We start from the raw sequence: 19,668 nt of genomic DNA, 5'->3' as shown, positions 1-19,668 counted from the left end.
CCCTTGGCGGGTGATTCGCGGCGGGCGAGGGCGATCTGCGCGCCGACACCGGTCCCGAGTTCCTTGGCCGGAACCCCGGCGGCGGCTTGTTCGCGGCGTTGGAGCAGGTCGAACGCCACGGCGTGCCGGGCCTGTTCCGCGGACGCGGCGGACTTCCAGTCTTCCAGTTCCCGGATCCGGTCAATGATCCCGGCACTGTCCGTGGGCGGACAGCCTAAGCCCAGCGGTCCGGCGGCCAGCCGGCCCGCCACGTCCGCGACGGCTGCCTCYGCGGTGCCCRGAATGGCGGCGGCATCGCCCGCAGCACGGCCGAAGCCGGTGTCGCCGTGTCCCGCCGGAGCCACTTCGGGCCCGTGATTGCCGTCCATGAACCCAGCGTTTCAGGGACCTCTGACAATCAGGTTCTTTCCTCCGGATCGTACGTGCCCGCTCCACCGGMTCAACCGTCCTCCACCGGAACCCCTCCTGCCAGGGAGCGCAACGCGCACAATATGAACTAAGTCTGCTCAGGCCTCAGCCGGGGAAAGAGCGCCTCGGAATTGCCGCGGTCTATCGCCGTGCGCACGGAGGGGTCCAGCGGATAATTCTCATACTCCATATTCAGGAAGTCGATCGCCGCAGAGGGTGCGAACGGGAAGTCAGTTCCGTATGTGATGCGGCCCGGGTCAGCTACCTCGAGCAGGCTGGGCAGGGCCGCCGGGCTGGCGGATAGGGCCACGTCGTAATAAAACCGCCGCAAGATGGACTGCTTCTTATCTCCCAGCGCCGCCAGTGCACTGAGAGCCAGGTCCTTATCGTTGAGCATCGTCAGCAGGATCCTGTAGGCGATGTAAGGCACGAAGCCGCCCGCGTGGGCCAGGATGAACCTGATTCCCGAGAACTTTTCCATCGCACCGGACAGGATCAGGCTGATAGCGGTGCGGGTCGTGTCGAGCATGAAATCTGCGGCAAAGGCGGGTATGCCCGGCACCGCCGGACCGGGCAGTTCAGCGGGGTGGATGAACACTACGGCCCGGCGGTGGTGCAGGAACTCCAGCAAAGGCTCAAAGCCAGGATCGCCCAGATAGCGGCCGGCGTTGTTGGCCAGCAATACGATCCCGTCCGCGAGCAGGGTGTCCAGGGCGTACTCGGCCTCCGCCAGGGCGCCTTGCACGTCCGGCAGCGTGAGCGTCGCGAAGAACCCGAACCGCTCAGGCCGGGCAGCGACCACCTCTGCACTGTATTCGTTGATCTCCCGCGCCCGCCGCCGTGCCTCCGCAGCGTCCCCGAAGTACACGCCGGGAGTGGACAGGGACAAGATGCCGGTCTGCACGTCGTGCCTGTCCATGAACTTCAACGCTGAGCGCTCGGACCACGGCGGCAGGCCAATGCCGCCGGGGCGGATGCCCTTTTCAAGCATCCAGCGCGCATACCCGGGCGGAACGATGTGCTGGTGAGTGTCAATGCGGTACGGCCGGCCCATCCGGATCCTTGTCCACGTCGTTTCGCTGATATGCGGGCCCTCAGCGGATGTGAACAATCTACGCGCAAATCCGACCCCTGAGCAGACCGCCGAACGGTGCCTGGGACTGAGCTGGACCGTCACTGGGTGCTCGTAGAACTCGTGTGTACCAAGGCCGCGGGCGCTGGGATCCGTTCCTTCTACTTGAGCTTCCGGCTACTTGAGCTTCCGGTTAGTCGGGCACGAACCAGTAGCGGCGTTTGCCGCTGCGGCTGTCTTCGTAGACGCCACCGTTCTTTTCGATTGTGGCCCTTGAACCGGCGTTATCTTCATCGCAGGTGAGGAGAATCCGGGCGATGCCCAGCTCCCGGGCAATTGGCAGGGCGTTGGCCAAGGCGGCAGCTGCGTGGCCGCGGCGCCGGGCGGAGGGCCTCACGCTGTAGCCGATGTGCCCACCCTGGTTGAGGAGGAAATCGTTCAGCTCGTGCCGGATGGCCAGTGAGCCAAGGAAGGTGTCACCGTCCACGATCCACAGGTACGTGCAGGGCACGTACCCTGGTTTCCTCGGGCTCTCCGGCCTGGCATCGTTGACGAGGGCATCGACGAAGCGGCGGAACGACTGGTCATCTTCGAGTTCTTCCAGTGGCCAGTCCTCCGCACCCGCGCCGTCCCGGTGCGCGCCGTCAAATTCGGCGGATCCTTCCAACCAGGAGGCGTGATAACGGACGTCCGGAGCGATAAGGCGAGGCATCACACGATCGTATTCGAAGGGTTCTCCTTTTCTCAGGAGTCGGTCCGGTCTTCGGTCCCACCCGGCAAACCCTCAGCGCCCACCCGATGCAACGTCCGCAGGCCCGAAAGCGCCGCCGCATCCGTGCCGAAAGGGCCAACACGGGGCCCCTGGAACCGCTCCGTATTTCAGATCGGTAACGGATGCTCCTATGCTTAGCTGGAGCCTTTGTAAGGATTTGGGGGCGAGTAGTCGTGAGGAAACCGGTATATGAGTAGTGTTCTGACAATCCGCGGAGGCGTCCCGCTAACTGGCCGCGTCACCGTTCGCGGGGCCAAGAATCTTGTCCCCAAGGCCATGGTTGCTGCCCTTTTGGGCAACGAGCCATCGGTGTTGCGCAACGTCCCTGAAATCAAGGACGTTGAGGTTGTCACGAGCCTGCTTCAGCTCCACGGCGTCAAGGTCGACAAGGATCCCGTGACAGGCGATCTGACGCTTGACCCGAAGGGCGCCAAGACCGCGTCCAGTACGGCCATCGACGCCCACGCCGGCGATTCGCGCATTCCGATCCTGCTGTGCGGGCCGCTGATCCACGCCATCGGCGAGGCCTTTATCCCGGACCTGGGTGGCTGCAAGATCGGCGACCGTCCGATCGATTACCACCTCAATGTCCTGCGACAGTTCGGCGCCGTCGTGGAAAAGCGCCCCGGCGGCATCCACATCTCCGCGCCCAACGGGCTCAAGGGCGCCAAGATTGCGCTGCCCTACCCGTCCGTGGGCGCCACTGAGCAGGTCCTGCTGAGCGCCACGCGCGCAGAAGGCATCACCGAACTCTCCGGGGCGGCCACCGAACCGGAAATCGTGGACCTCATCGCGGTGCTGCAGAAGATGGGTGCCATCATCAGCGTCCAGACTGACCGCACCATCCGCATCGAAGGCGTCAGGGATCTCGGCGGCTACAACCACCGCGCCCTCTCGGACCGTAACGAGTCCGCCTCCTGGGCTTCCGCGGCCTTGGTCACCCGCGGCGACATCTTTGTCGAAGGCGCCACCCAGCGCGACATGATGACCTTCCTGAACACGTACCGCAAGGTCGGCGGCGGCATGGACATCGGCGACGACGGCATCCGCTTCTACCACCGCGGCGGCAAGCTCAACCCCCTGGTCCTCGAAACAGACGTGCACCCCGGATTCATGACGGACTGGCAGCAGCCGCTCATCGTCGCCCTGACCCAGGCCGAGGGCGTTTCGATTGTCCACGAGACCGTGTACGAGAACCGGTTCGGCTTCACCGATGCACTGATCCGCATGGGCGCCAATATCCAGGTCCACCGCGAGTGCCTCGGCAGCGTGCCGTGCCGCTTCGGCCAGCGCAACTTCCTGCACTCCGCCGTCATCTCCGGTCCGGCGCAGCTCAAGGGCACCGACATCGACGTCCCGGACCTGCGCGGCGGATTCAGCCACCTCATTGCCGCCCTGGCCGCCACTGGCACCTCCCGTGTCACGGGCATCGACATCATCAACCGCGGCTACGAGCGCTTTACCGAGAAGCTCGCGGGCCTCGGCGCCGATTTCGACATCACCTCGGCCAAGTAGCGGGGGTCCCGTGAAGGAATCGGCCAAGAGCCACGCCACGTTCGTGACAGTCGCCGGGATCATCCGGCCCGTGATGAACCTCCTCATGGGAAAGAAGTGGGAAGGCCTCGAAAAGCTCCCCGCCGGGGGCTTCATCGCCGCGCCCAACCACTGCACGGAAATCGACCCGCTGGTGGTGGGGCACATGCTCTACAACCAGAAACGGATGCCGCATTTCCTCGCCAAGGCCGGCCTTTTCAAGGTGCCGGTCCTTGGCGCCGTCCTGCGGTCCACCAAGCAGATCCCGGTGGAACGTTCGACGACGGGGGCGAACCGTTCGCTGCAACTCGCCAAAGAGATCGTGAACGAAGGCGGGGCGATCATCATCTACCCAGAGGGAACCCTGACCCGGGACCCGGCACTCTGGCCGATGAAAGGGCACACCGGTGCCGCGCGGATGGCACTGGAGAGCGGCATTCCCGTCGTGCCCATCGCCCATTGGGGTGCCCAAGAGGTCTTCCCGCGGTATGCGAAACGTTTCTACATTTTCCCCCGCAAGACCTCCCGCCTGGTGGTCGGGGATCCCGTGGACCTGAGCGCGTTTGAGGGCCACCCGCTGGACAAGGCGACGCTCGACGCAGCCACGAATGCCATCATGGACGCCATCACCGGCCTCCTGGCAGGACTGCGTGAAGAGCAACCGCCCGCGCAACGGTGGAACCCGGCGGCGCACAACCAGTCCACACAGGGCCGTTTCGTCGAACGGGGCGGCGCCGAAGATAAAGCCATCCAAGAGGGTGGCGCATCGAACGAGAACATTGGGGACAGCACCGGATGACGGTTAACTTTGAACGAGCAGCATCCGCCACCACAGTGGCCGTTCTGGGGGCAGGTTCCTGGGGTACAACCTTCGCCAAGGTTGTTGCTGACGCCGCCACGGCCTCCGGGGTCGAACGAGACATCCGCCTCTGGGGACGGCGCCCCGAAATCGTGGACCAGATCAACACCCTGCACCGCAATGAGCAGTACCTGAACGGCATCACGCTGCCGTCCAGCATCACTGCATCGAAAGATGTTTCCGAGGTCCTCTCGGGCGCGGAGCTGGTCATCCTGGCCGTGCCGGCACAAACCTTGCGGCCGCAACTGCAGGCCTGGAAAGAACATCTGGCGCCCGGCGCCGTCGTGGTGTCCCTCATGAAGGGCCTCGAGCTCCACACCGATGCGCGCATGAGCGAGGTCATCAGTGCGGAGCTGGACCTGCCTGCCGACCGGGTCGCCGTGGTTTCCGGCCCCAACCTGGCCATGGAGATCGCACGGGAGGAGCCAACAGCCTCGGTGGTAGCCTGCACGGACCCGATCACGGCAGGCTGGATCGCCCGCAGCTGCACTGCCCCTTACTTCCGCCCCTACACCACAAGCGACGTGATCGGCGTCGAAATCGGCGGCATCGTCAAGAACGTGATCGCACTGGCCGTGGGAATCTGCGAAGGAAAGAAGATGGGGGACAACACCAAGGCCTCCGTCATCACGCGCGGCTTGGCCGAAACCTCACGGCTGACCCTCGCCCTGGGCGGCGAAGCCCGGACCATGGCGGGGCTCGCAGGCCTGGGCGATCTCGTGGCGACTTGTTCCTCGCCCCTGTCCCGAAACCACACGGCCGGCAGGCTGCTCGGCAAGGGGCTGACCCTTGACCAGGTCACCGCCGAAATGAAGCAGACGGCTGAAGGCATCAAGTCCAGCCAGGCTGTCAACGAACTCGCCGGAAAGCTCGGCGTCGACATGCCGATCACGGCCGCCGTCGTCGCGGTCCTTGCCGGAAAACTGTCCGTCGATGAACTGGGTCCGCTGCTGCTGTCCCGGGACCTGAAAGCCGAAGGCGACCACTGAGAGTGTCAGGGAACATGACCACAAAAGACCGTCCGGTCCAGTCCAAACCCCGCGTGGCGGTGCTGTTCGGCGGCCGCTCCAGCGAGCACGCCGTCAGCTGCGTGACAGCCGCCGGCGTCCTGGGAGCCATCGACAAGGACAAATACGACGTGATCCCTATCGGGATCGCCAAGACCGGCCAGTGGGTTTTGGCGTCCGGCGGAACCGACGAGTGGTCGCTCTCTGCCTCGTCGCTGCCCGAGGTGGCCCCCTCGGCGCAGACCGTCACCCTGGCCGAGATCGGCGGCGAGCACCAGCTGATCGTCGCAGCACCGAACACCGTCCCGCAGGAGCTGGGCGCCGTCGACGTCGTCTTCCCGCTGCTGCACGGGCCCTTCGGCGAAGACGGAACCATCCAGGGCCTCCTGGAACTGTCCGACACCCGCTACGTGGGCGCGGGAGTGCTCGCGTCCGCCGTCGGCATGGACAAGCACTTCATGAAGGTTGTCTTTGAATCGGCCGGGCTCCACGTGGGACCCTACATCGCCGTGACTGACCGGCAGTGGCGCAACGATCCCGAGACCGTCCGCAAGCGCGTGGACCAGCTCGGCTTCCCGGTATTCGTCAAGCCGGCCCGGGCAGGGTCTTCCATGGGCATCTCCAAGGTGGACTCCCTCGAGGGCCTCGACGCCGCCATAGAGATCGCCCGCGAGCACGACCCCAAGCTGGTCATCGAGGCCGGCATCACGGGCCGCGAGATCGAATGTGCCGTGCTGGAGGGCCGGGGGACCGATGCTCCCCGGACGTCCATGCCGGGCGAGATCTCGGTCGCGGGCGGCGGCCATGAATTCTATGACTTCAACGCCAAATATGTGGACGACGCCGCGGCCCTCAGCTGCCCGGCCKACCTCCCCGAAGAAGCGATCACCCGTGTCCGGGAACTGGCCGCGCTCGCCTTTGACGCCGTCGGCGGCGAGGGACTGAGCCGGGTTGACTTCTTCTACACCCCTGATGGCGAACTGATCATCAACGAGATCAACACCATGCCCGGGTTTACGCCCAAGAGCATGTACCCGCAGATGTGGAAGGCCTCAGGGTTGGGCTACGCCGACCTGATTGACGAGCTGATCCACCTGGCCCTGAACCGCAAGACCGGCCTGCGCTAGAACGGGGCGGGCGCGGACGCGCCTGCCCGGTTCTACTTGCTGGTGGGGAGGTTCTGCAGGTCCTCTTGACCCACACATTTCCGGGTTGCCGGGATCTTCAGCGCGGCGGCGGAGAGGTCCGCCAGCACGGTGGCCGAACTAATCTTGTCCGGGTCCATCAGGATTTCCGTGGCCGGTTCGCGGCCGAACGTGGTCAGCGTCCACACGGGGTCGCCTTCCTTGATGACCCAGTCGACGTCGTTGACGCTGACGCAGCGGTCCGTCGTGGGGCCGGGAACGTTGACGCCGCAGCGCAGAATCACTTGGGACGGATCGCCCCAGGCCGCCGTGGCCTGGGCATTGGTCTTCCGCAGCTTGGCATCGCCGATCGCGTCCGGCAGGGCAAGCATCATTGGCGCGCACGCCGCGTTCGCGGCATCCTTGGCGGGCGTGACGTCGACAACCGGGGAACATGAGGTCAAGGCCAGGCCGGCTGCGGCGGCCGCCACAGTCAAGGACAGGCGCGCGGAAACCGGACGGCTGAGAGGGAGCATTGATCCAGCTTATCCCGGTCCGCGTGGCGCTATGGTCACGGCCCGGACTGCCCTATATCATGGCCCGGTGGCACTGAGGTGAACAGCTTGTCTTGCCGTCAAGTAGACTGGGGGGACCGTGCACCGCTGGGGTTTTGCCGACAACGACGTTAGTGATGGCCACGACCGCACAAACTTGATTCAATCTCGCACCTGGGGGAGGGCCTGTCGATGACGTCGCGCAGCCAAAAACTGAAGTCAGCACGCGTCGGGCTGGGAGCACTGCTCCTGGCCCTCTCCATCGCGGGAACGGCTGTTCCTGCCCACGCTGATGATCTGGGTCTTCCGGTCCCACCAGTAGTATCGCCGGCCGAGCCGCCTCCTGCTCCGGCTCCCGATCCTGTTCCTGAACCCGTGCCTGCCCCGGAGCAGCCTGCTGACCMCGCGCCCGAGCCGGCTCCCGTACCCGAGCCAGTCCCCGCGCCCGCTCCCGTCCCCGCGGTACCCGCCCCGGCACCCGCACCCGCACCCGCTCCCGCTCCTGCCCCCGTCACCGTGCCCACCGCCGCAAATCCCGCGCCGGTTCCCGGAGTAACCGCACCGCCGGCGCTGGCGCCGGCCCTCGCGCCGCCCGCTGCCAATCCCGAGCCAGTGGAAGAGGCCCCCGCCGAAGCGTCGGCAACACCGACGCCCACACCTTCGCCGACATCAGCGCCGTCGACGGCCCCTGCGGTGATCGCCACCCCCAGCGAGCCCCCCGTCATGGTGAAGTCTGAAGTCAAGGCCGCCGTTGCGGTAGCCACCGGCAGCCCGCTGGGGATTCAGCTGATCACAGTCCTGATCCTGCTCGGCGCGGGTTTGGCCTACTTCCGTTTCCTCGGCGGGAAGACCATGGTCCGTCCCCGCCAAGGCGGGAAAGTAACACTCTAGACATGCGCCACGACTTCGTTGACCGCACACCACAAGGGACGCAGGCCGAGGGCCTTCGGATAACGCTGCTGACCCACTCCTACTGGCCGGAACAGAGCCCTCCCCAGCGCCGCTGGACCGCCATGATCAAGGAGTTTTCCGCATCCGGCTGGGACGTCGACGTCGTGACACCCGTAGCGCACTATCCTTTCGGCCGGCGGGCGCTGCCGCGCAAGATGGCCGGGAGGCCTTTCCAGCCGCAAAAAGGGCAGTTTACCGAGAAGATACTCCGCGTCCCCTACCTCCGCCACGGCAACTCCCGGGCTGCACGTTTGCTGGACCAGTGCTTTTCCGCGGCACTGTCGATTCCGGCCGGTTTCATGGTCCGCAAGCCCGACGTCGTCATTGTCACGGCGCCGGGGCTGCCCTCCCTGGCAGCCGGCTACATTCTGGCCAAGGCCCGCGGCGTGCCCCTGATCGTGGAAATGCGGGACGCGTGGCCCGACCTGGCCCGCGACGCCCGGCTGGTCCAGGGCAGCGTGAAAGGCGTCGTTGAGCGCGTTGTGGATTTTGTCCAGCACCGCGCCGACCTCGTGGTCACCGTGACCGAGGGATTCGCCGCGACGCTTCGGGCGCGCGGCATCCGCAACGTAGCGACCGTCAGCAACGGCGTGCACCTGGACTCCATCCCCGTCATGGGACCGCCGGAACTCGACCGCGACGTCTTTGAAGCTTTGTACCTGGGGAACCACGGCGAGAGCCAGCGGCTGGACGTGGCCATCAGGGCAAGCGCCCTCGTGGGGGACTCCATGCACCTGCACTTGGTGGGCCACGGGACTCAGCGGCCGGCGCTGGAGAAGCTGGCGCGGGAGCTGAAGGCCCCGGTCACGTTTCACGCACCCCTGACCGGGGACGCCATGCTCGAGCGCTATGCGTCGGCCGACACCTGCCTGGTGTCCCTTCGAGACGACTGGAAGTCCTTCGACACCACCGTTCCATCCAAGACCTACGAAGTTCTGGCCATCGGCCGCCACATCACTGCTGTGGTGCGCGGCGAAGCGGCCCGCATAGTCATGGACGCGGAAGCCGGGGACATTGTTGCCAGCTCTCCGGAAGCTGTGGCGGATCTGTGGCGCGAGCTCGCAGCCGACCGAAGCAGGCTGGTCCGCAACGGGGACAGCCGTCAGTGGGTTAAATCCAACGCAGAATATGGACACCTCGCCGGCCGCTACATGCAACTCATCTCCGAGCTTCTGGCGGACGTTCCCAGCAAATGATCCAGCTCCTCAAGAATGCCCGGCTGGCCGCGAGTGTCATCAGCCAACACCTGGTTGATGACCCGGTACTCCTGTACCTGCAAGCTGCCCGCCGTCTGCCCGCCGTCGTGCGCCCTTTCGGCCGGGTTGTGACCGCCGCCTTTCCGAGGAACTCGGTGGCGGTTCCCGTCATCCTCGCCGCGCTCAGCAACGGAAACGACGCCGATGCCAAGCGCCGCCTCGAACTGGCCGCGGATGGCCCCACCCAGGGGGAACCGGCCCGGCGCCTTGCGGACATTGCCCTGTCCGCCGGCCTGCTGGAGATATCGGACGACTTATTGGCCAAGGCAGGAAATGCTCGCGGCCTGAAGTCTGCGCGGGCCCGCAGATTGTGGCATGACGGGGACCTCAGCGGGGCCGTCAAGGCCCTCGACGGCTCCGGCGCTGCAGGACGGCGGCAGCAGGCACGCCTCGCCGGTGAGGCGGCGGTCTACGCCGGCGCAGCCCCGGTGCTCCGTCGGCAGGATTTCGAACCGGTTCCGGGCCGGGTTCTGCATTTGCTCACGAATTCACTGCCGCACACTGCCAGCGGCTACGCCCAGAGATCCCACTCCATCATGGTGGCCCAGCGGGAAGCGGGCTGGGGCGTCCTGGCGGTCACGAGGCTCGGGTACCCCGTGCAGGTCGGCAAATTCCTGGCGCGGGCCACCGACGTCGTGGATGGCGTCCGTTACCGGCGTCTCCTCCCGTCGCGGCTGGCCCTCACCATGGACGCGCGTCTGCAGCAACAGGCTGAGGAATTACTGCGGGTGGCCCTGCAATTCAGGCCGAGCGTCCTGCACACCACCACACACTTCGTCAATGGATTGGTGGTCCGGGCCGTGGCCGAGGCCCTGGGCATCCCGTGGGTGTACGAGGTCCGCGGCCAACTGGCAGACACGTGGGCCGCCACGCGGGGACCTGCGGCACGGGACAGCGAAAAGTACGCGCAATTCCAGGCCCGGGAAACCGAAGTCATGCGCGACGCCGATTTGGTGGTGACGCTGGGCCATGCCATGAAAGCCAATATTGTGGCCGCGGGCATTCCGGGCGGGAAGATCGTCATCGCTCCCAATGCCGTGGGCGGGGCGTTCCTCGACCAGCCCGGGGGCGCCGCCGACGCGCGCCGCGAACTCGGCCTGCCCGGGGACGGACTCTACATCGGCACGGTCAGCAGCCTGGTCGCGTATGAAGGCCTGGATGACCTGGTCCGCGCGTTCGCCCTCCTGGCGCCGGAATTTCCGCAGCTGCGCCTGCTGATTGTTGGGGACGGCGTGGCCGGTCCCGCGTTGCGGGAGCAAGTCCGGGGCCTCGGCCTGGCCGAGCGGGCGATCTTCACGGGCAGGGTGCCCCGGGATCAGACCCCGCTTTATCATCAGGCCCTGGACGTGTTCGTGGTGCCGCGCAAGGACCTGGACGTGACCCGTGCCGTGACCCCGCTCAAGCCGGTCGAGGCGCTGGCGAGTGCGCGGCCGGTGGTTGGAAGCGACCTGCCCGCACTTCGGGAGATAATAGACGACGGCGGCAACGGGCTTCTGGTCCCYGCCGCGTCACCGGTCGAGCTTGCGCGCACGATCTCGGCGCTGTTGCTCGACGCGAGCCGACGGGCGTCGATGGGGCGCGCTGGCCGGGCCGCAGTCCTGGCCGAGAGGACCTGGGCGGCCAACGCCGAGGCGCTGGCCGCGCGTTACGCTGGGCTGCACCATGAACATGAGGAGATCGAGTAGTGTCCGCAGATAGTGCAATAGACCCGGAGCCGGTGGCTGTTCAGCCTCTCTCCGTGGACATGCGGCGGCTGACCCGTGTCGGTTCGCGGCCCAACTTCCTGGACTATCTTGTTCAGCTCTGGGACTTCCGGCAGTTCATTTTTTACGATGCCCGCGCCCGGGTGCAAAGCGGAACGCGGCGAGATCGACTGGGCAGCGCATGGCTGCTCCTGAACCCCATTTTCAACGGCCTGACCTACTTTCTGATTTTCGGATTGTTGCTGAAGACCAGCCGCGGTGTTGAGAACTACGTGGGCTACCTGGTGGTGGGAATCTTCGTGTTCCAGTTCAGTTCCGGTGCCATCACCTCCGGCGCACGCTCGATCCGGAGCAACAAGTCGATTGTTCAGGCATTTAACTTCCCGCGCGCCGCACTCCCCATCGGCGCCAACGTGCGCGAACTGCTTTCGGCTGTGCCCCTCATGCTCGCCATGCTCCTGATCGTGGTGGTGCTGCCTCCAGCCGAGAACATCACCTGGCTGTGGGTACTGGTGGTACCGGCCATACTCCTGCAGTCGCTATTCAACCTCGGAGTGGGGCTCATCCTTGCCCGGGTTATCTCCCGCGTTCACGACGTCACGCACCTGCTGCCCTTCGCGCTGCGGGCGTGGATGTACGGATCCGCGATCTTCTACACCTACGAGCGTTTTGTCACGCATCCCCAAATGCTCGCCGCCATCAAGCTCAATCCCTTGTTCAACGTCATTGACATAATCCGGGATTGCGTCCTCTACGCCCGGGTTCCCCAGTGGCAGTCGTGGGCAATCCTTGCGGCCTGGGCCCTGGGAGCGCTGGCTGTTGGGCTTGTCTACTTCTGGAAGGGGGAGGAATCCTATGGACGCGGGTGAAAGGGAAATCTTCATCGAGGGACATCCATGCGTGGTCGTGGACAGCGTGCGGATGCGTTATCGCGTCGCCTCAAGCGCTGCTTCGGACACTGACGCTGACACCGCCAAGCCCCGGTTCCTGCGCCGCGCCGTCAACAAGCCGCACATGGTGACCGTGCAGGCCCTGAACGAGCTCTCCCTGGTGGTGGAGCGAGGCGAATCCGTCGGTATCATTGGCCGCAACGGGTCCGGAAAAAGCACGCTGATGAAGATCATCAGCGGTCAATCCAAGCCGACGTCGGGGGCCGTTTATGCCTCCAGCACGCCGATCATGCTCGGCGTCAACGCAGCCTTGGTCCAAGACCTGTCGGGGGACCAGAATGTCATCCTGGGGTGCCTTGCCATGGGCATGAGCCGGGCCGAAGTGGACGAAAAGTTCAACAGTATTGTCGAACTGTCCGGACTCGAGAAGTCCATTCACTTACCGATGAAGTCTTATTCGTCGGGCATGGCGTCCCGCCTCCGGTTTGCCATCGCCGCGAGCGTCGATCCCGAGATTCTCCTGGTGGATGAGGCGCTCAATACCGGTGATGCCCAGTTTGGTGACCGCAGTAAATTGCGGATGGACGAACTCCGCGAGCAGGCCGGCTGCGTCTTTCTGGTCAGCCACAGCCTKGACACGATCAAGGCAATGTGCACACGCGTGATTTGGCTCGACAAGGGCGATCTCATCATGGACGATGAGCCGGAAATCGCGATCAAGGCCTATCAGGACTTCACCCGTCACCTGTCCAAAGGCAACAACATTTCAGCCGCCAAGATTCTCGACGACGCCAAAGCGAATCTTGTGGCAACCGAGGTCCGTGGGCGGTCCTCACGCCGGAGCCGAGGCTGATGCCGGGTCTCCGGGAGGTCCGGAAAGGCCTGTGGCATCTGCGCAGGGGCGGTGTGGCGCAGTACAAGACCTGGCGGTCCCGCGAGCGGACCGAACAGGGCTTCGCCGCGCCCCGCAACGTGCAGGGCGTGGAAGCGGCCTGGACGGGGCGGGGGCGCAAACGCCGGCTCTCGCTCATTCCGGCCGCCCTTCCACAGCACCAACCGTCCCGGCCCGACGTCCGGGCCGCGGTGATCCTGGACGACTTTTCCGCCCTGGCCTTCGGCTATGAGTGGACCACCAGCGCCGTACACCCCCACACCTGGCGCAGCGATCTTGCATCCGACGCCGTCGACCTCCTGTTCGTGGAGTCGGCCTGGGCGGGAAACGGCGGCCTGTGGCGCGGAAAGCTGACCGGCCCCAGCGGGCCCAGCAGCGAGTTCCGCGCGCTGGTCCAGTGGTGCCGGGAGCAGGGGATTCCCACAGTTTTCTGGAACAAGGAGGACCCGCCGCACTATGACGACTTCCTGCCCGCTGCCCGGCTGTTTGACCACGTCTTCACCTCTGACTCCGGCCGCATAGCCCAGTACACCGAGGATCTCGGGCATGACCGCGTAGCCGTGCTCCCGTTCGCGGCCCAGCCGGCCATCCACAACCCCGTGCGGCCCGGACACGGCCGGCACCAGCGGGACGTTGCCTTTGCCGGGATGTACTTTGCCCACAAATATCCCGAACGCCGTGCCCAGATGGACCTCCTGCTCGGCGGGGCGCTGGACGCGTCCACCCGGATGAAGACAGGGCTGGAAATCTTCTCCCGCCAGCTCGGCGGCAACGCCGAGTACCAGTTCCCGGCACCGCTGGACTCGCACGTGGTCGGTTCGCTGACGTACGCGCAGACGCTGTCCGCCTACAAGGCTTACAAGGTCTTCCTCAACGTCAATTCGGTTGTGGACTCGCCCAGCATGTGCGCCCGGCGCATCTTTGAAATCTCGGCGTCCGGGACACCGGTGATCACCGCGCCCAGCCAGGCCATGGGACAGTTTTTCACCCCCGCGGCCGTGCCCGTGGCCGCCACCCGCAAGGAAGCGGAGCACCTCACCCGGGCGCTGGTTTCCAACCCGGAGCTGAACGACCGCACGGCCCACCTGGCCCAACGCACCATCTGGTCGCACCACACGTACTCCCATCGGGCGGCCACTGTCTTGCACCATGCCGTGCCAGCAATCGCGGCGGGCGCGCCGCGGCCGTCCCTGTCCGTGCTGTTGCCGACCATCCGGCCCCAAAACCTGGAAAAGGTCTTCCGGACACTGGCCGGCCAGCGCGGCGTGGAGCCGGAGCTGGTGCTGCTCACCCACGGCTTCCAGCTCTCAGCCGAACGCCTGGCGGAGCTGTCCGAAAAGTCCGGGCTCCGCAACGTCGTGCTCCTTGAGGCACCGCGGGACGTGTCACTGGGGGAGTGCCTGAATATGTGCGTCGCCGCGGCCAGCGGGCAGGTCCTCACCAAGATGGACGACGACGACCACTACGGCCCGCACTATCTGAGTGACCAGCTCCATGCCCTGTCCTACTCCGGCGCCGATGTTGTGGGGAAACAAGCCCACTACATGCATCTTGAGACGACGAACGCCGCGATCCTGCGGTTCGCGGCCCGGGAACACCGGTTCACCGACTTCGTGATGGGGCCAACCATCATGGCCCATAGGGAAGTTTTCACGGACCACCCCTTCCTCCAGGTCAGCATCGGCGAGGACACAGGATTTCTCCGTGCCGCCCATGCCGCCGGTAGGATCATTTACTCGGCGGACCGCTTCAATTACTTCCAGGTCCGCACCGGTGACGGACACACCTGGCAGGTGGAGGACGCAGAGCTGCTCGCGTCCGGAGACTTGAAATTCTATGGAAAGTTAAATGAACATGTTGACATCTAAGGCTGCCGAGACCGAGGCACCCATCAGGACAGTCGCCGTCGTCGGACTCGGTTACATCGGGCTGCCCACGGCGGCCATCCTGGCCACCAATGGTCTCGAGGTGATCGGCGTCGACGTCAATCCGATCACCGTGACCGCCATCAACAACGGCGACGTGCCCTTCGTGGAACCTGACCTGGGCGTCCACGTCGCGGGCGCGGTGAGCCAGGGGAGGCTCCGGGCCCAGCTCGAAACGCCCGCCGCGGATGCCTACATCGTGGCCGTGCCGACCCCGTTCAAGGCGGACAAGTCGGCCGACATGTCCTATATTGCTGCCGCCGCCCGCGCTATCGCCCCGCAGCTGAGCGGCGGGGAACTGGTAATCCTCGAGTCGACGTCGCCTCCCGGCAGCACGCGCCGCCTCGCCGAGCTGATCCTTGGGCTGCGCCCGGACCTCAGCCTGGACGGCCACGACGGGAAGCCGAAGCTTCTGGTGGCGCACTGCCCTGAAAGGGTGCTGCCGGGCCGGATAATGATCGAGCTGGTGACCAACGACCGGGTGGTCGGCGGTCTTACATCTGAGGCTGCGGAAGCCGCCGCCGCCCTGTACGCAGTGTTCTGCCAGGGCGAAATCCATCTCACGGACGCCGCAACGGCGGAAATGTCCAAGCTCGTCGAGAACGCCTACCGCGACGTCAACATTGCCTTCGCGAACGAGTTGTCCGTCATCAGCGACAACCTGGACATCGATGTGTGGGAACTCATCCGCTTGGCCAATCACCATCCCCGGGTCAACATCCTCCAGCCCGGCCCCGGCGTCGGCGGCCACTGCATCGCCGTGGACCCCTGGTTCATCGTGGCCGCCGACCCCGAGAATTCGACGCTGATCCGGACTGCCCGCGAGGTCAACGACGGCAAGCCTGGCTACATTGTGGAACAGGTCCGGAAGGCTGTCGGCGACGACAGCCGTCCGACTATTGCCTGCCTGGGCCTGGCCTTCAAAGCAAATATCGACGACGTCCGGGAATCTCCGGCCGTGGAGATCGTCCGGCGTGTGGCTATGCAGCATCCGGATGCCGAGATTTTGGTTGCAGCACCGCACAAGGATCACCTGCCGCAGGAACTCGCCGTGATTGAGAATATCCGGCTGGTGGAAACGGACAAAGCCATTGAGGCTGCCCAGGTAGTGGTGCTGCTGGTGGACCACGACAAATTCCGCGACATCGAGCCCAGAAGCCTCGAAGGCAAGCGGCTCATCGATACCCGCGGTTTCTGGCGCTGACGGAACAGGCGAAACTGACACTCGATGTTCAGGCAGAGGTTTCGCGTGCAATAAAGAAAATGGGGACAAATTGAATTCTGATCCAACTGCCAGGCTGCTTCCCGCCGGCAGGCATTTCGCGGTGACGTGGAGCCTGCCATCGGAATTTGCGGGACGAACGAACGCCATGTTGCATCGTTCACGATCCTTCGCGTCCGAGGGTGGGGCTCCTGTCGACATCCTGACTTTCGACGACTTCCGGGACTATTCAACACTCCGCGGAGTGTTGACAGACCGGGGTTTCCTGTCGGAAGGCACGCGCATCCTGAATCTCTGGGAAGACCTCCCAGCCATGGCTCAATTCATCGGCTCCCAGCCGGCGCTTGACTCGGAATACGAAGAGGGCGCTTTTGCTTCGTACTCTCCGTTGGCCATGCAGCCTTCCGCGAAGCTTGTCGAGCTGGAGGGCCCTCATAAGCGTCTGGCCCGCTATGCGGACGACGGGAAGACGCTGTTGCAGGTCGATCATTTTCGCTCGGACGGCTCGCTCCTCTTATCGGATCGGCACGATGCGAAGCTGCTCGGGGTGCACGGGGGCCGGTCGCTAACACTTTGTGACGCTGCAGGCCTTCCGCTTCAGGAGTGGGGATCGGCCTGGGGTTTGTATCGATCGTGGCTCGACTACGTGCTGGCGGGGGAGCAAGCGTACTTTGTGGTCGACAACAAGAACACGGCGCGCTTCATGGCGAGTTACCAGCGTGAACACGCCGTGGTGCTCTATCAAGTCCATGAGAACCACTTGGAAGACCCCTCCGCAGGCTTCGCCTCGGAGCTTACCGCGTCCGCTGAGGAAGTGTTCCCTCGCTTGGAAGGCTTCGACGGTGTTGTATTCCTCACCGAGCAACAAGCTGTTGACGTGCGCCGGAGGTATGCGCAGGCTGGTAACTGGTACGTGATCCCGAACGGACGGTCCCTTGCCGCCGGGCCGGAAGCTGACAGTGCGCGCAGGGAACGAACCGGAATGCACGCCGCGACCCTCAGCCACCGGAAACGCGTTGACCATTCTGTCAGGGCCATCCACTTGGCGAACACCACGTTGTCGGCCCCTGTCGGGTTGAAGATCTTCGGCGATGGGTCCCAGCGGTCCCAGTTGGAAGAACTGGTCACCGATCTCAACGAAACCGGAAATGTTCAGCTGATGGGCCATGTCACGAACGCCCAATCTCATTTCAAAGACGCGTCCTTTTCGCTGCTGACCAGCACGTCCGAGGCGTTTGGCCTGGTAATTGTGGAGAGCATGGCCGCCGGGTGCATCCCTATCGTTTATGACCTGCCGTACGGACCCGCCTCTATCATCACCAATGGCGTCAATGGCTTTCTTGTCGAGTATGGCAACGTGGAGGAACTTGCACGCTGCATAGCCGAGTTCGTCGACATGCCTCCGTTGCAAGTCCAGGAGATGCGCGAGGCTGCGCGAACCAGGGCCGACGACTTCTCCGATGCGAATGTCGTGCGGCAATGGGTGGAGGCCATGAATCATGCAGCTGAGGGCAAGCGAACCAAAGGGATCGACCACACGGTAGAGATAGAAGACTCAGCGTGTTTGTACAGCGCGGGTGGTGGCCTGGAGGTGCGCGCCACCTTAAGGCTGCACCTGCAGCAGCCGATTTGGCAGGAACGCGTCCCGGCCTTCTACTGCAGGCTCCGCCTCCGGCCTGGTGAAGCATTCTTCCGCGTTGCATCAACAGGCTTTAGCAAAGACGCATCGGGCAGGTATGCCGTCAGATTCCCGTTCGAGTCGGACGTTCTTAACGCCATGGGCGGCAGCACGGCCGACGTCTTTCTTGAGACGAGAATCGGCGAGGCTACTACGGTGACACGGATGCCGTTGGCGGAAGTCAAAGCAGCTCCCCGTGTGTATGCAACAGTGCACGGCAACATGAGTATCAGCTTCGCCTGACCTCATACTTGAAAACCACAGATACGAGTCACAAATGTCTTCAACAAATGACCAATTGCGTTCGCCGATAGAACTACCGTCGGGGTATCACTGTGCCGTCACGTGGGGGATACCCGCGGACTTCGGCGGGATGACCAGCGCTCTTCTGCGACGCTCGAGGGCCTTTGTCCGTGAAGCCGGAGTGCCGGTCGACGTCCTCACCTTCGAATACGACAGCGGACTCGACGACTTGCGCTGCGAGATGCAGGTTGCGGGCGAACTGGTTCCGGGCATGCGTCTGCGGAACCTCTGGGAAGAATTGGCAGCCCTGCCGGACCCGGACGTGTCTGCGGCCCGCGGAGACAAGAACCTTGTGGGAAATTTCGCGCCAATCTCTGACGAGGAGCCCTATACTGCGGAAATTTCCCGGGGATCCCTCGGACGGAGAATACGCCTCGATGCCGCGGCGGAAAAAACGCTTCAAATTGATTATTTCCGTGCGGACGGGAGTCTTTTCGTCTCGGATCAGCGCGACATCAACGACCGGGGTGTGGAGGGCGGCCGGCTTATTACCCTTTGTGACCACAACGGGGAGCCTGTAGCAGGCTGGAACAAGATGTGGCCTCTGTACCTTTTCTGGCTGGACATGGTTGTGGGCACCCAGGAGACCTTTATGATCGTGGACAGTAAGACCACCGCGAATTTCATCACGCGTTTCCGCCGCGACAATGTGGTGACCCTGCACCTTATCCACAATTCGCACATGGCATCCGGCCAGGTACCCCCGAACGGCGAGTTGAGCTCCGTACGCCGTTATGTCTTTGAGCGGTTGGATACCTATGACGGGATCGTGCTGCTGACTGAGCGCCAGAAGGATGATGTGGATGCGGCGTTCGGGCCCGGCAACACATTCGTGGTGCCCAACAGCACCGAACTACCGGAACAACTGCCGTCTTCGGCCGGACGCTCCCAGGACCACGGGGTGATGCTGGCGGGCCTTACGCACCGTAAGCGCATAGACCACGCCATACGAGGAATTGGGAAGGCAAATGCCCTGGCCGGAGCGCCGTTCGACCTGACCATCTATGGCCAAGGCCCGGCCCGGAAACAGCTGGAGACACTCATCTCCAAGCTGGGCCTGAACCAGAGTGTCCACCTTGGCGGCTTTGACAGCGAGCCCAGGGAGCGGCTCTCGCAGGCTTCGTTCATGCTTCTGACCAGCCGCATGGAAGGCCTCCCGCTGGTGCTCCTGGAAGCGATGAGCGTTGGCTGCATTCCGATCGCGTACGACATGCCCTACGGACCGGCCGACATCATTGTTGATGGTGTCAATGGATATTTGGTCGAGGCCGGGGATATCGAGGGGCTGGCCAAGCGGATCGCCCGGCAGGGATCACTTTCGAGCGTGGAAATGGAAGCCATGCGGCATGCCGCCAGGGAGACCGCTGAGCGCTTTGATGACCGCTCCGTGACACTCCAATGGGGCCGTGTGATGTCGCAGGCCGTTGACCGCAAACTGCACCAGATGGCGGGATCGCTCTACTCATAACGTCACGAGCAAAAGGCAGAGGACCCGTGGTCCTGTTAATCTGGCCTGGAT

At 64.4% G+C, this 19,668-nt stretch carries 16 protein-coding genes and 1 pseudogene; 13 read left to right on the top strand and 4 right to left on the bottom strand.

Annotation, left to right across the window (positions count from 1 at the left end; all coding sequences use genetic code 11):
• From AC1D1S_RS10600 to AC1D1S_RS10590, 3 genes and pseudogenes are all read right to left on the bottom strand, one after another.
• Positions 1–368 (bottom strand): annotated as a pseudogene (locus tag AC1D1S_RS10600) (HNH endonuclease); the annotation flags it as partial.
• 128 nt (positions 369–496) lie between these two features.
• Complete coding sequence (locus AC1D1S_RS10595) at positions 497–1,462, bottom strand: amidohydrolase family protein (RefSeq protein WP_476945986.1); 966 nt, start codon at positions 1,460–1,462, stop codon at positions 497–499.
• A gap of 211 nt (positions 1,463–1,673) precedes the next feature.
• A complete protein-coding gene (locus AC1D1S_RS10590; protein ID WP_476994401.1) occupies positions 1,674–2,192 on the bottom strand; it encodes a GNAT family N-acetyltransferase in 519 nt (172 codons plus the stop codon).
• A 249-nt stretch (positions 2,193–2,441) separates the two neighbouring features.
• Here AC1D1S_RS10590 and murA point away from each other — a divergent pair, with 249 nt between their 5' ends.
• From murA to AC1D1S_RS10570, 4 genes are read left to right on the top strand one after another with little or no spacing between them, the layout of a single operon-like run.
• Entirely contained in the window at positions 2,442–3,767 is a 1,326-nt protein-coding gene (gene murA, locus AC1D1S_RS10585) for a UDP-N-acetylglucosamine 1-carboxyvinyltransferase (RefSeq protein WP_476994400.1), read from the top strand.
• A gap of 10 nt (positions 3,768–3,777) precedes the next feature.
• On the top strand, positions 3,778–4,584 hold the full coding sequence (locus tag AC1D1S_RS10580; RefSeq protein ID WP_476945988.1) for a lysophospholipid acyltransferase family protein: 807 nt from the start codon (positions 3,778–3,780) through the stop codon (positions 4,582–4,584).
• Positions 4,581–5,633: an NAD(P)H-dependent glycerol-3-phosphate dehydrogenase gene (locus AC1D1S_RS10575; protein ID WP_243177124.1), complete on the top strand. Its 1,053-nt coding sequence runs from the start codon at positions 4,581–4,583 to the stop codon at positions 5,631–5,633. The genes AC1D1S_RS10580 and AC1D1S_RS10575 overlap by 4 nt, the downstream gene beginning before the upstream one ends.
• A gap of 14 nt (positions 5,634–5,647) precedes the next feature.
• Complete coding sequence (locus AC1D1S_RS10570; protein WP_476994399.1) at positions 5,648–6,778, top strand: D-alanine--D-alanine ligase family protein; 1,131 nt, start codon at positions 5,648–5,650, stop codon at positions 6,776–6,778.
• A 32-nt stretch (positions 6,779–6,810) separates the two neighbouring features.
• On the opposite strand, the gene AC1D1S_RS10565 is transcribed toward AC1D1S_RS10570, so the two are convergent.
• Positions 6,811–7,311 (bottom strand): DUF3515 family protein, encoded by a 501-nt coding sequence (locus tag AC1D1S_RS10565; RefSeq protein WP_243177126.1) that lies wholly within the window; start codon positions 7,309–7,311, stop codon positions 6,811–6,813.
• Between the two features lie 534 nt (positions 7,312–7,845).
• Here AC1D1S_RS10565 and AC1D1S_RS10560 point away from each other — a divergent pair.
• From AC1D1S_RS10560 to AC1D1S_RS10520, 9 genes are all read left to right on the top strand, one after another.
• Positions 7,846–8,220 carry a hypothetical protein gene (locus AC1D1S_RS10560; protein ID WP_476994398.1) on the top strand — a complete coding sequence of 125 codons (375 nt, stop codon included), beginning with the start codon at positions 7,846–7,848 and terminating at the stop codon, positions 8,218–8,220.
• Between the two features lie 2 nt (positions 8,221–8,222).
• Positions 8,223–9,476 (top strand): glycosyltransferase family 4 protein, encoded by a 1,254-nt coding sequence (locus AC1D1S_RS10555; protein WP_476943635.1) that lies wholly within the window; start codon positions 8,223–8,225, stop codon positions 9,474–9,476.
• A complete protein-coding gene (locus AC1D1S_RS10550) occupies positions 9,473–11,221 on the top strand; it encodes a glycosyltransferase family 4 protein (RefSeq protein ID WP_243177128.1) in 1,749 nt (582 codons plus the stop codon). The genes AC1D1S_RS10555 and AC1D1S_RS10550 overlap by 4 nt, the downstream gene beginning before the upstream one ends.
• Positions 11,221–12,108 carry an ABC transporter permease gene (locus AC1D1S_RS10545; RefSeq protein ID WP_476994397.1) on the top strand — a complete coding sequence of 296 codons (888 nt, stop codon included), beginning with the start codon at positions 11,221–11,223 and terminating at the stop codon, positions 12,106–12,108. Before AC1D1S_RS10550 ends, AC1D1S_RS10545 begins: the two co-directional genes overlap by 1 nt.
• Complete coding sequence (locus AC1D1S_RS10540; RefSeq protein WP_243177130.1) at positions 12,095–12,982, top strand: ABC transporter ATP-binding protein; 888 nt, start codon at positions 12,095–12,097, stop codon at positions 12,980–12,982. Before AC1D1S_RS10545 ends, AC1D1S_RS10540 begins: the two co-directional genes overlap by 14 nt.
• Complete coding sequence (locus AC1D1S_RS10535) at positions 12,982–14,889, top strand: glycosyltransferase family protein (RefSeq protein ID WP_476945990.1); 1,908 nt, start codon at positions 12,982–12,984, stop codon at positions 14,887–14,889. Before AC1D1S_RS10540 ends, AC1D1S_RS10535 begins: the two co-directional genes overlap by 1 nt.
• Positions 14,870–16,150 carry a UDP-N-acetyl-D-mannosamine dehydrogenase gene (wecC, locus tag AC1D1S_RS10530; RefSeq protein WP_243177132.1) on the top strand — a complete coding sequence of 427 codons (1,281 nt, stop codon included), beginning with the start codon at positions 14,870–14,872 and terminating at the stop codon, positions 16,148–16,150. The genes AC1D1S_RS10535 and wecC overlap by 20 nt, the downstream gene beginning before the upstream one ends.
• Positions 16,151–16,220: 70 nt before the next feature.
• The gene (locus AC1D1S_RS10525; protein WP_476994396.1) at positions 16,221–18,089 is read left to right on the top strand and encodes a glycosyltransferase; all 1,869 of its coding nucleotides are present in this window, start codon (positions 16,221–16,223) and stop codon (positions 18,087–18,089) included.
• A gap of 181 nt (positions 18,090–18,270) precedes the next feature.
• Positions 18,271–19,617 (top strand): glycosyltransferase, encoded by a 1,347-nt coding sequence (locus tag AC1D1S_RS10520; RefSeq protein WP_476994395.1) that lies wholly within the window; start codon positions 18,271–18,273, stop codon positions 19,615–19,617.
• Positions 19,618–19,668 lie beyond the last annotated feature (51 nt).

It is taken from the genome of Arthrobacter sp. P1_A5 (assembly GCF_056406825.1).
This window is presented reverse-complemented; position numbering and strand designations above follow the sequence as displayed.